The sequence below is a fragment of the Streptomyces sp. NPDC058620 genome, from assembly GCF_042717135.1.
Lineage (GTDB): Bacteria > Actinomycetota > Actinomycetes > Streptomycetales > Streptomycetaceae > Streptomyces.
Genome location: NZ_JBHXQO010000046.1, coordinates 36708 through 47813 on the forward strand (window position 1 = coordinate 36708; position 11106 = coordinate 47813).

Genomic DNA, 11106 nt, shown 5'->3' on the forward strand with positions numbered 1-11106 from the left:
GGCGCGGCGGTGGCCCCGCCCCGCCCCGGGGCCACCACCGGGGGGGGCCCCCCCCCCGGCCCGGCCCCCCCCCCCACGTGCGTGTGCGGGTGCTGTTCAGCCGCCGAGCGGCAGACCGTTCGCCGACACGCCCTTGGTGGGCAGGCCGCCCAGCAGACCGGAGACGGGGGCGGTGGCGTCGCCGCCGACGCTCTGCTGGCCCCTGAGGAGCTGTCCTGCCGCGTCCTGCACGGTGGGCAGGGCCTGGCTGACGGCGTCCAGCGCGGTACCGGCGGGCACCGCGGCGGTCGCGGCGTCGACGGGCAGCGCGGGGGCGGCCGAGGCCGAACCGGCTGCGGCAGCGGCGAAAGCGGCACCGAGGGCGGCGACGCCGAGAGTCCTGACAGCAGACTGCTTCATGTGAATGTCATCCTTGGGAAAGGGGATGTGAGCGGCTCTGCAACGTAGTCATCCCATTACCCGTCCCGCAAACATGCGGAGACACGGAAAACGGCCGGGGTATTGGCCGCCCCGGCCGTTTCCGCACTGCTCGATCAGCCGGTCTTCGAGGAAGAACCGCTGGTCGTGGCGGTCTGGCGGAAAAGCCACTCGGACTTCAGCTCCGCGTATCCGGGCTTGACGACGTCGTTGATCATCGCCAGACGTTCATCGAAAGGAATGAATGCTGATTTCATCGCATTGACGGTGAACCACTGCATGTCATCGAGCGTGTATCCGAAGGTCTCGGTCAGCCGCTCGAATTCCTGGCTCATGCTCGTACCGCTCATCAGCCGGTTGTCCGTATTCACGGTGGCGCGGAAATGGAGCTTCCGGAGCAGGCCGATGGGGTGCTCGGCGTAGGACGAGGCCGCACCGGTCTGGAGGTTGGACGTGGGGCAGAGCTCCAGCGGGATGCGCTTGTCGCGCACGTAGGAGGCCAGCCGGCCGAGCGTCACGCTGCCGTCGTCGGCGATCTCGATGTCGTCGATGATGCGGACCCCGTGGCCGAGCCGGTCGGCACCGCACCACTGGAGGGCCTGCCAGATCGACGGCAGACCGAAAGCCTCGCCCGCGTGGATCGTGAAGTGGTTGTTCTCGCGCTTGAGGTACTCGAACGCGTCGAGGTGCCGGGTGGGAGGGAAGCCCGCCTCGGCGCCCGCGATGTCGAAGCCGACGACGCCGAGGTCCCGGTAGCGGTTGGCGAGCTCGGCGATCTCCAGGGCGCGGGCGGCGTGCCGCATCGCGGTGAGGAGGGCGCCGACGCGGATGCGGTGGCCGTTGGCACGGGCCCGGCTCTCGCCCTCGCGGAAGCCCTCGTTGACGGCCTCGACGACCTCTTCGAGGGTCAGGCCGCCTTCCAGGTGCTGCTCGGGTGCGTACCGCACCTCGGCGTAGACCACGCCGTCCTCGGCGAGGTCCTCGGCGCACTCGGCGGCGACCCGGACCAGGGCCTCGCGGGTCTGCATGACGGCGCAGGTGTGGGCGAACGTCTCCAGGTAGCGCTCCAGCGAACCGGAGTCGGCCGCTTCGCGGAACCAGATGCCCAGCTTGTCGGGCTCCGCCTCCGGCAGGGCGTCGTAGCCCTGCGCGAGGGCCAGATCGACGATCGTGCCAGGGCGCAGGCCGCCGTCGAGATGGTCGTGGAGCAGCACCTTGGGCGCACGCCTGATCTGCTCGGGATTGGGAACATTGAGGGTCTGGCTCGTCATCTGGGCACTCTAGCGCCTACGCGCGTAGAGCGCTGGTCGTCGATACGTAACAGAGACCGCGAAGTCAGGTGGAGTACACCTGCCCTTCTGACACTGTTCTGTCATGGCACAGCGCGCACTTCCCCTGCCTGCCGCCAGGCTGGGACGGGCCGTTCTCACGGCCGGGGCACCACCCGAGGTCAGCGGCGTCGCCCTGCTGCTCCCGGACGGAGAAGCGGATTCGCACCGCAGGCCGTCCGCCCTCTCGTACGCGGTCCAGCTGCCTTTCGCCCGGCATCTGGCCCGCGCGGGCCGGCCGGACGGGCTCGCGGTGCATGTCGTGCGGTACCGCTGGCGCGGCTGGAACGCCACGGACGCGGATCTGGCGGCCGACGCGGAGTGGGCGGCGGACGAGGTCGTACGGCGCTACGGCGATGTCCCCGTCTGCCTGGTCGGACACGGCATGGGCGGCCGGGCGGCGCTGCGGGCCGCCGGGCACACCGCGGTCACCTCCGTCCTGGCGATGGCCCCCTGGCTGCCGGAGGGAACCGCGGACGAGGCGGAGCCGGTACGGCAGTTGGCGGGGCGGCGGGTGCTGATCGTGCACGGCACCAATGACGAACGCATCGATCCGGAGCTGTCGTTCCGGCTGGCCGAGCGGGCGAAGAAGTCCAACCGGGACATCTGCCGGTTCGAGGTCCACTCGGACGGGCACGCGCTGCGGCAGCACCGGGCCGAAGTGGTGGCCCTGGCAGCGGACTTCGTACGCGGGTCGCTGTTCGCCCGCTCGTACGCCCGGCCGGTCGCGGACGCGCTGGCGGCTCCGCCGCCGCTGGGTCTGCGGATGCCGTTGGCCGCGGGGTTCGGGCGGTCGTTGCGGCATTAGCCGGGGGCGGCGCCCCGGGGGGCGGCGTCAGTCCGGGAGCAGGTGACCCCTGCGGGAGAGCAGGAAGCGCTTGAAGGCCGCGACCGGCGGGGTGTCGGGGTGGCCGTCCAGCCAGGCGACCCCGATCTCGCGGGCCGCGCGCGGCGCCGTGACCGTGAGCTCGACGACTCCCGGGCGCGCCACCGCCGGCGGCGGCAGCAGGGCGACGCCCAGGCCCGCGGCGACCAGGCCGCGCAGCGTCTCGGCCTCCTCGCCCTCGAAGGCGATCCGCGGGGTGAAGCCCGCCTCCGCGCAGAGGTCGTCGGTGATCCGCCGCAGACCGTAACCCGGTTCGAGGGTGACGAAGGTTTCGTCGGCGGCCTCCGCCAGCCGCACCCGGCGGCGGGAGGCGAGCCGGTGGTCGTCGGGGACGACCAGGCGCAGCCGCTGTTCGTCGAGGCGGCGGGCGACCAGGTCGGGGGCGTCCGGGACCGGCGAGGTGAGGCAGAGGTCGAGGCCGCCCGAGCGGAGGCGTTCGATCATCGCCTCGCCGTAGTTCTGGACCAGCTGGAAGCGGACCCGGGGATGGTCGACGCGGAAGGCGCGAATGAGGGCGGGCACCGTCTCGGAGCCCATGGTGTGCAGGAAGCCGAAGGCGACCTTGCCCGCGGCCGGGTCGGCGTCCGCCCGTACCGAGTCGGCCGCCTTCTCCACCTCGGTGAGCGCCCGGTCGGCGGAGGCCAGGAACGTACGGCCGGCCGGGGTGAGGGAGACCGTACGGCCCTTGCGGGCGAACAGCGCTACGCCCAGGTCCTGTTCCAGCCTGACCATGGCCCGCGAGAGCGTGGACTGCGGGACGCCGAGCTCGTGCGCGGCGCGGGTGACGTGCTCGTGGCGGGCGACCGCCTCGAAGTACGCGAGGCGTGGCGCGAGCACGGCACGGATGTCTTCTTCGTAACTACTCGGTGACAGCCGGGACTGTGGCCTGCGTTCATGCACCATGGGAACGATTATGACGACTTCGTGCATTGGACGCATGAAACCGGGCGGCCTACTTTCGACGTATGCCTCCTGCCAGTACCAAGGCGTCCATCCGCACGGTGGACGCCCCCGCACCCCCTTCCTCCCCCGTCTCCGCCCAGCGCCTGGAGCCCGGCCGCCCCGGTTACCGCCGGATGAGCTTCGCGCTCTTCGCCGCCGGAGTCGCGACGTTCGCCCTCCTCTACTCCACGCAGGCGCTGCTGCCCGCCGTCTCAGCGGCGTTCGGCGCCACAGCGGGGCAGGCGAGCTGGACGGTCTCGGCCGCGACCGGCGCGCTCGCGCTGTGCGTACTGCCGCTGAGTGCCCTCTCCGAGCGCTTCGGGCGGCGGCAGATGATGACCGCCTCGCTGACGGTGGCCGTGCTGGTGGGACTGCTCATCCCCTTCGCCCCGTCCCTCGGCTGGCTGATCGCGCTGCGCGCCGTCCAGGGCGCGGCGCTCGCCGGACTGCCGGCGTCCGCGATGGCGTACCTGGCGGAGGAGGTGCGGCCGAAGGCACTGGTCGCCGCGATCGGCCTGTTCGTCGCGGGCAACAGCATCGGCGGCATGAGCGGCCGCATCGTCACCGGCTGGGTGGCCCAGCTGTGGGGATGGCGGGTGGCGCTCGGCGCGGTCGGGCTGCTCGCGGTCCTCTGCGCGCTCGTCTTCCACTTCATGATCCCGAAGGCCCGGCACTTCACGCCCGGCTCGCTCAACCCGAAGGCCCTGGCCAGGACCGTCGGCACGCACCTCGCCGATCCGCTGCTGCGCCGCCTGTACGCGATCGGCGCCCTGTTCATGACGGTGTTCGGCGCGGTCTACACGGTGATCGGCTACCGGCTGGTCGAGGCGCCCTTCAACCTTCCACAGGGCGTCGTCGGTTCGGTCTTCCTGGTCTACCTGGTCGGTACGGCCTCCTCCGCGGCGGCCGGCAAGCTCGTCGGCCGGCTCGGACGCCGGGGCGCGCTCTACCTGGCCGTCTCCACGACGGCCGCCGGACTGCTGCTCTCCCTGGCCGGCCAGCTGGCGGCCGTGCTCCTCGGGCTCGTCCTGATCACGGCGGGCTTCTTCGCGGGGCACGCCGTCGCCTCCTCCTCGGTGAGCCGTACGGCGACGACCGGCCGCGCGCAGGCTTCCGCGCTCTACCAGTCCGCGTACTACCTGGGCTCCAGCGTGGGCGGCACCCTCGGGGCGGTCGCCTTCCACGCCGGGGGCTGGGCCGGAACCGTGGCCCTGGGACTCTTCGCGGTCCTCGGCGTCGTATCGATCACCCTGTACGGGACACGGGTGGCGCGCGCCGAACGGCTCCGGGCCGTACCGGCGGTCGCGCTACCCAACTGAGACCTCCGGGGGTACAACCGGCGCCCCCCTTCGCGCGTCTAAGCAGGCGGTATCAACGCACTGCGCGCGAAGAGGAGTTGGCGCACATGGGAGTCGTAGGGGACATTCGGAACGTACGGATACGGCGGGGCGTGGCCCTGTCCGTCGCCGGTCTGATGGCGGCACCGGCCCTGGTTCTGAGCACGGGAACGTCCGCGCAGGCGGCGTCCTGCACCGCATCCACCGGGCCGTACCAGAAGCAGGTCGAGAAGTTCCTGGGCCGCCCGGCCGACGGCCGGCAGTCGGTGACCGACTGCAAGGCGATCCGGGCCTTCCAGGCGAAGCACGGCATCACTCCGACCATCGGGTACGCCGGGCCGATCACCTGGCGCACGATGAACACCATGCTCGCCCAGAAGGCGGCCGGGAAGAATCCCAACAAGGCCAAGAAGTGCCCCACCAACAAGGGGCGCATCGCGTGCGTGGACCTGACCAGGCAGCTCAGCTGGATCCAGGACGGTTCCAAGCTGAAGTACGGTCCGGTGCCTGTCCGGACTGGGCGCAACGGCTCGGAGACGCGTACCGGCGCGAGCAAGGTCTACTGGCGCACCATCAAGCACTGGTCGACGATCTACCACGTGTGGATGCCGTACTCCCAGTTCTTCGACGGCGGCCAGGCGTTCCACTCCGTCACCAAGAGCATGTACAACCCGCCCGGCTCGGGCGGCTGCGTCAACATGCGGAGCAAGGACGCGAAGGCATACTGGAATCTGCTGCGCAAGGGCGACGACGTCCACGTGTACGGGCGCAAGCCCGGGACGTGAGCGGCTTCCGCGCTTCCCGCCCGTTGTCAGTGGCCTGCGGTAGCTTCCACAGTGCTGAGTGAGTGGTGTCACAGCGCAACAGGGGTGGAGCGATGAGTGATCTGACCGTGACGGCCGATGTCGACAGCCGTCTGGAGGGACACCGGGTCGAGCTGACCGGCTACTGCTACCGGATGCTCGGCTCGGCCTTCGAGGCCGAGGACGCGGTCCAGGACACCCTCGTACGTGCCTGGCGCAACTTCGACAAGTTCGAGGGACGTTCCTCACTGCGTTCCTGGCTGTACCGCATCGCCACCAACGTCTGCCTGGACATGCTGAACGCGGGCAACAAGCGGGCCAGGCCGGTGGACCTGACCGGCCCGGCACCGCTGGCACAGGCCGCGCTCAACCCGCTGCCGGAGAACACCTGGCTGGAACCGATGCCGGACGGCCGCATCCTGCCGTCGGTGGCCGATCCGGCGGAGGCCGCCGTGGCCCGTGAGTCGGTGCGGCTGGCCTTCGTCGCCGCGCTCCAGCATCTGCCGCCCAAGCAGCGGGCCGTGCTCATCCTGCGTGAGGTGCTGGCCTGGAAGGCGAGCGAGGTCGCCGAGCTGCTCGACACCTCGGTCGCCTCGGTCAACAGCGCCCTCCAGCGCGCGCGGGCGACGCTCACCGAGACGGAGGGGCGGGCCCCGGACACGGCGAACCCGCTGGACGAGGAGCAGCGCAAGCTCCTCGAGCGGTACGTGGCGGCCTTCGAGGGGTACGACATGGCGGCGCTGACCGCGCTGCTCCACGAGGACGCCGTAATGACCATGCCGCCGTTCGACCTCTGGCTCCAGGGGCACGACGACATCACCGGCTTCATGCTCTCCATGGGTGCGAGCTGCGCGGGTTCACGACTGGTGGCGACCGAGGCCAACGGAACCCCGGCGTTCGCGCACTACAAGCCGAATCCGGACGGTCCCGGGTTCGTGCCCTGGGCGGTGCAGGTCATCGACATCGAGGACGGGGCGATCACCGGGATGCACTGCTTCCTGGACACGCCCCGCTGGTTCCCGCTGTTCGGGCTGCCGGACCACCTGGACGCCGATCCGGCATGAGAATCCGCCGGCCGGCCGTCGCCGTCCGGGCGCTGCTGGTGGGGGCGGCTGGGGCCTGACGCTCTGGCTCGACGAGCCCACGGCCACCGCGGGGCCAGGACCGGTCCGGGGCCCGGGCTCCGTCGCCAACCCCGATCCGGGACCGCAGCCCGAGAGCGGCGCGTGCGACGCGGCTTTCCGGGCCGCCCGGCCACCGTCTCCCGTCTGTACGTCTGCGCGGTGGCCCGCTGAGGCGGACCGCCCGGCGCGGGGCCGGCCCTCCTCGGCCAGGTCCCGCGTCCGCGTCAGGCCGGGTCCCGCGCCGGGTCCCGGTCCCCCAGGCCGATGGCGCCGGCCAGTCCGACCAGGTCCAGCAGGGACCGGAGTTCGGGCGGGACGTTGCGCAGCCGTAGCTCCCGGCCGCCCGCCCTGCGCGCGATCAGCCCCAGCCGGGCCACCGCCTCGACCAGCACCAGGTCGGGACGTATGACTCCGCCCACGTCGCAGTCCACCGCGGCGACGGGCCCGCAGGTGTCCCCCGCGGGGCCGTGCAGGAGCTTCTCCAGCTCGGCGCAGAGTCGCGGTACGTCGGCCCTGGTGACGCGACCGGACACGGCGAGCTCTATCGGTGTCATGGCATCCACATGAGAGAGACCGGCGCGGCGGCCGGAACTCATCGGAGCCCGGTGCCGGGAGCTCTGAAGGCGACCACCCCACCTGTCGTCGGTGGGCACGAAGCGCTCTCTTTCCGCCAACTCCGGACTCATGAGCCACTTTTGTGAACCGAGCGGCGCCTTTCTCCCTCTTGAATCGTGAACCGGTGGCACTGGCAGTCACACAGCCGCCCCGGACCTGCGGTTCCCAGGAACCACTTCATTCTCCAGGGGGAGAGTTGCGCAGACACGTCAAGAGCGCGTGCGTATCGACCATCGCCGCGGCGGCCGCCGTGGCGCTCGCGGCCGGAATGACCACCCCGGCCGCGGCACAGACGGACCGCGTCCCCGCGAGGGGCGAGCGGGCCGCCGCCACGCACCACCTCACTCTCATCACCGGCGACCGCGTCCAGGTGGACGCCAAGGGCCGGGTCGTGGGATTCGAGCCCGCGAAGGGCCGCGAGCACATACCCGTGCAGAGGCAGGTACGCGACGGGCACACGCTCGTCGTGCCCGCCGACGCGCGCCGGCTGATCTCGTCAGGCAAGCTCGACCAGCGGCTGTTCGACGTCACGGAGCTGAACCGGCCGGAGAACCGGCGGGCCCAGCACAAGGACCTCCGCCTGATCGTCGGCTACCGGGGCGCCCAGGCGGCCGCGGCGAAGGCCGAAGTTGGCGACGCCGGTGGCACGACCGTCGGCCGCACCCTGAAGTCGCTCAACGCCCAGTCCCTGACCACGCCCAAGGCCGACGCCCCCGACATCTGGCAGGCGCTCACCGACAAGTCCGCGGGCGGCGGCCAGCGCACCGCGGCGGCCGGCGTCGACCGGGTCTGGCTGGACGGTGTCCGCCGGGCGAGCCTCGACAAGAGCGTGGCGCAGATCGGTGCGCCGACGGCCTGGGAGGCCGGTTACACCGGCAAGGGCGTCAAGATCGCTGTCCTGGACACCGGCGTGGACGCCACCCACGCCGACCTCAAGGACCAGGTCCTCGCGCAGAAGAACTTCTCCGACGCCGCCGACGCCGTGGACCGCTTCGGCCACGGTACGCACGTGGCGTCGATCGCCGCCGGTACGGGCGCCGCGTCGGGCGGCACGCTCAAGGGCGTGGCTCCCGACGCCAAGCTGCTGAACGGCAAGGTGCTCGACGACGACGGCTTCGGCAACGACTCCGGCATCCTGGCAGGCATGGAGTGGGCGGCCGCGGAGGGCGCCGACATCGTCAACCTGAGCCTCGGTGGCGGGGACACTCCCGAGATCGATCCCCTTGAGGCGGCGGTCAACAAGCTGTCGGCCGAGAAGGGCATCCTGTTCGCCATCGCGGCGGGCAACGAGGGCGAGGGCGGGGCCTCCACCGTCGGCTCCCCGGGCAGCGCGGACGCCGCGCTGACCGTCGGCGCGGTCGACGACAAGGACGTGCTGGCGCCGTTCTCCAGCCGTGGCCCGCGCATCGGCGACGGCGCGATCAAGCCCGATGTGACGGCCCCCGGAGTCGACATCACGGCCGCCGCGGCGCCCGGCTCCGTCATCGACCGGGAGGTCGGCCAGAAGCCCCCGGGCTACCTGACCATCTCCGGTACGTCGATGGCGACACCGCACGTCGCGGGCGCCGCGGCCCTGCTGAAGCAGAAGCACCCCGCGTGGAAGTACACGGAGCTGAAGGGTGCGCTGACGACCTCTTCAAAGCCTGGCGCGTACACCCCGTTCGAGCAGGGTTCCGGCCGGATCGCCGTAGACAAGGCGCTCGGTCAGACGATCGTCGCGGACCCGGTGTCGGTCAGCTTCGGGATGCAGCAGTGGCCGCACACCGATGACACCCCGGTCACCAAGAAGGTGACGTACCGCAACCTCGGTACGACGGACGTCACCCTCGATCTGGCGGTTACGGGGACCGGCCCGAAGGGCAAGCCCGCTCCGGCCGGATTCTTCACCCTGGGCGCGTCGCAGGTCACCGTCCCCGCGGGCGGCACCGCCGATGTGGCGCTGACGGCCGACACCCGGCTGGGCTCCACGGTGAACGGCACGTACTCCGCGTACCTCGTGGGCACCGGCGGCGGGCAGACGGTCCGGACGGCGGCGGCGGTCGAGCGCGAGATCGAGTCGTACGACGTGAAGGTCACCTACATCGGCCGCGACGGCAAGCCGGCCCAGTACGCAGACAGCGACCTCTTCGGCATCGCGGGCGCCACCGAGGGCGTGTGGGCCTCCCCGCAGAACACCAAGGGCACCGCCTCGGTCCGGGTCCCGAAGGGGACGTACGCGCTGAACGCCAACCTGTACGTGGACCCGGACGACTCCCGCAAGGGCATCGACTGGCTCGTGCAGCCGAAGCTCGACGTTAACAAGAAGACGGCCGTCACCCTCGACGCGCGCACGGCGAAGGCCGTGAACATCACGCTGCCCGAGAAGTCGGTGACCCCCCTGCTGATGGCGCCGGACTACACCATCAAGTCCCCGTCCGGCTCCTTCACGTTCGGCTGGTACCTGGACACGTACAAGAACTTCCGGACCGCGCACGTCGGTCCGAAGGTCACCGACGGTTCGCTCGCCCAGCACTGGCTGGGCAGCTGGTCCAAGGGTGCGTCCGCCGAGTACGACATCGCGCTCGGCGGCCCGGCCAAGCAGTTCGCCACCGGCTACGCACGCAAGCTCACGGCCGGCCAGTTCGCCAAGGTGAAGATCGCCATGGGCGCCCCGGCGCCCAAGAAGACCGGAGAGATCACGGCCTGGGGCACCCTCCCCAGCATGAACGGCGGCACGGCCGCATCGACGGCGCAGAAGCTCCCCGGCACCCGCTCGGTCTTCGTCTCGACCGTCGACAAGGCCCGGTGGAACTTCGACTTCTCGCAGCTCGGCGGAGCCGACGAGGACGGCTGGCCGATGTACGAGTCGGAGTACTCGCTCGGTGCCCCGCGGGCGTACGCAGGCGGCAAGACGTACACGAAGACCGTCAACAGGGCGGTGTTCGGGCCGCTGTTGGACAACACCTACGGCATCTACCGCACGGACGACGAGATCACCGGTCTGGTGCCGCTCTTCGCCGACGGCAACGGGAACGCCGGATCGTCCGAACTGACCTCGGTCAAGACGGTCCTGTACCGCAACGGCAAGAAGTTCGCCCAGAACAACGACCCGCTGTACGGCGACAAGCCGTTCGCGGTGCCGTCCGGTGCCGCCGACTACACGCTGAAGACCTCGGTGCGGCGCAGCGCCAAGATCGGCGCTGCCTCCACCCGGATCGACGCGGGCTGGACGTTCCGGTCCAAGAAGACGAGCAACGCCAAGCTCCCGGCGTCCATGGTGCGCTTCACACCGGCCGTGGGCCAGGACAGCAAGGTGGCGGCGGGCAGGACCGCTTCCGTACCGGTCCAGGTGCAGGGCTCGGCTGCGGGCAAGAACCTGAAGTCGCTGAAGGTGTACGTCAGTTACAACGCCGGGAAGACCTGGAAGAAGGTCACGGTGAAGAAGGGCGCGATCTCCGTGAAGAACCCCGCGAAGGGCAAGTCGATCTCCTTCGCGGCCAAGGTCACGGACAAGAAGGGCAACCTGTCGACAGTGGCCGTCTACGACGCCTACTACGGCAAGTAGGACCGCCCACCGCATGACAGCGGCCCGCCCGGACGATATCCTCGTACGGGCGGGCCGTTAGCGTGCTGGGCCGTTAAGCGATGCGGTCGCGTACCACCGGGGTCGGAGTG

General features: G+C 70.9%; 9 protein-coding genes. 5 read left to right on the plus strand and 4 right to left on the minus strand.

Annotated elements, in window-relative coordinates:
* Positions 1-96 precede the first annotated feature (96 nt).
* Positions 97-399 carry a hypothetical protein gene (locus ACFWSK_RS29545; RefSeq protein WP_383792640.1) on the minus strand — a complete coding sequence of 101 codons (303 nt, stop codon included), beginning with the start codon at positions 397-399 and terminating at the stop codon, positions 97-99.
* A gap of 134 nt (positions 400-533) precedes the next feature.
* Positions 534-1688, minus strand: coding sequence for an adenosine deaminase (locus tag ACFWSK_RS29550; protein ID WP_383792642.1), 1155 nt, complete (start codon positions 1686-1688; stop codon positions 534-536).
* A 103-nt stretch (positions 1689-1791) separates the two neighbouring features.
* Between ACFWSK_RS29550 and ACFWSK_RS29555 the strand changes: the two genes are divergently transcribed.
* Positions 1792-2553 (plus strand): alpha/beta fold hydrolase, encoded by a 762-nt coding sequence (locus ACFWSK_RS29555; RefSeq protein ID WP_383792645.1) that lies wholly within the window; start codon positions 1792-1794, stop codon positions 2551-2553.
* A gap of 27 nt (positions 2554-2580) precedes the next feature.
* Here the strand turns inward: ACFWSK_RS29555 and ACFWSK_RS29560 are convergent, their stop codons facing one another.
* Positions 2581-3534: a LysR family transcriptional regulator gene (locus tag ACFWSK_RS29560; protein ID WP_383792648.1), complete on the minus strand. Its 954-nt coding sequence runs from the start codon at positions 3532-3534 to the stop codon at positions 2581-2583.
* A 62-nt stretch (positions 3535-3596) separates the two neighbouring features.
* Here ACFWSK_RS29560 and ACFWSK_RS29565 point away from each other — a divergent pair, with 62 nt between their 5' ends.
* From ACFWSK_RS29565 to ACFWSK_RS29575, 3 genes are all read left to right on the plus strand, one after another.
* Positions 3597-4892, plus strand: a complete 1296-nt coding sequence (locus tag ACFWSK_RS29565; protein ID WP_383792650.1) for an MFS transporter — start codon at positions 3597-3599, stop codon at positions 4890-4892.
* Positions 4893-4978: 86 nt separating this feature from the next.
* Positions 4979-5695, plus strand: coding sequence for a L,D-transpeptidase family protein (locus ACFWSK_RS29570; RefSeq protein ID WP_383792653.1), 717 nt, complete (start codon positions 4979-4981; stop codon positions 5693-5695).
* Between the two features lie 92 nt (positions 5696-5787).
* Entirely contained in the window at positions 5788-6777 is a 990-nt protein-coding gene (locus ACFWSK_RS29575; protein ID WP_383792656.1) for a sigma-70 family RNA polymerase sigma factor, read from the plus strand.
* A gap of 284 nt (positions 6778-7061) precedes the next feature.
* On the opposite strand, the gene ACFWSK_RS29580 is transcribed toward ACFWSK_RS29575, so the two are convergent.
* Entirely contained in the window at positions 7062-7433 is a 372-nt protein-coding gene (locus ACFWSK_RS29580; RefSeq protein ID WP_383792659.1) for an STAS domain-containing protein, read from the minus strand.
* 287 nt (positions 7434-7720) lie between these two features.
* Here ACFWSK_RS29580 and ACFWSK_RS29585 point away from each other — a divergent pair, with 287 nt between their 5' ends.
* A complete protein-coding gene (locus ACFWSK_RS29585; protein WP_383792665.1) occupies positions 7721-10996 on the plus strand; it encodes a S8 family serine peptidase in 3276 nt (1091 codons plus the stop codon).
* The last annotated feature ends 110 nt before the right edge of the window (positions 10997-11106 follow it).

Coding starts and splice junctions, on each gene's coding strand:
- ACFWSK_RS29560 (WP_383792648.1), bottom strand. CDS start 3,534: ATGGTGCATGAACGCAGGCCACAGTCCCGGCTGTCACCGAGTAGTTAC.
- ACFWSK_RS29575 (WP_383792656.1), top strand. CDS start 5,788: ATGAGTGATCTGACCGTGACGGCCGATGTCGACAGCCGTCTGGAGGGA.
- ACFWSK_RS29585 (WP_383792665.1), top strand. CDS start 7,721: ATGACCACCCCGGCCGCGGCACAGACGGACCGCGTCCCCGCGAGGGGC.
- ACFWSK_RS29545 (WP_383792640.1), bottom strand. CDS start 399: ATGAAGCAGTCTGCTGTCAGGACTCTCGGCGTCGCCGCCCTCGGTGCC.
- ACFWSK_RS29565 (WP_383792650.1), top strand. CDS start 3,597: ATGCCTCCTGCCAGTACCAAGGCGTCCATCCGCACGGTGGACGCCCCC.
- ACFWSK_RS29580 (WP_383792659.1), bottom strand. CDS start 7,433: ATGAGTTCCGGCCGCCGCGCCGGTCTCTCTCATGTGGATGCCATGACA.
- ACFWSK_RS29550 (WP_383792642.1), bottom strand. CDS start 1,688: ATGACGAGCCAGACCCTCAATGTTCCCAATCCCGAGCAGATCAGGCGT.
- ACFWSK_RS29555 (WP_383792645.1), top strand. CDS start 1,792: ATGGCACAGCGCGCACTTCCCCTGCCTGCCGCCAGGCTGGGACGGGCC.
- ACFWSK_RS29570 (WP_383792653.1), top strand. CDS start 4,979: ATGGGAGTCGTAGGGGACATTCGGAACGTACGGATACGGCGGGGCGTG.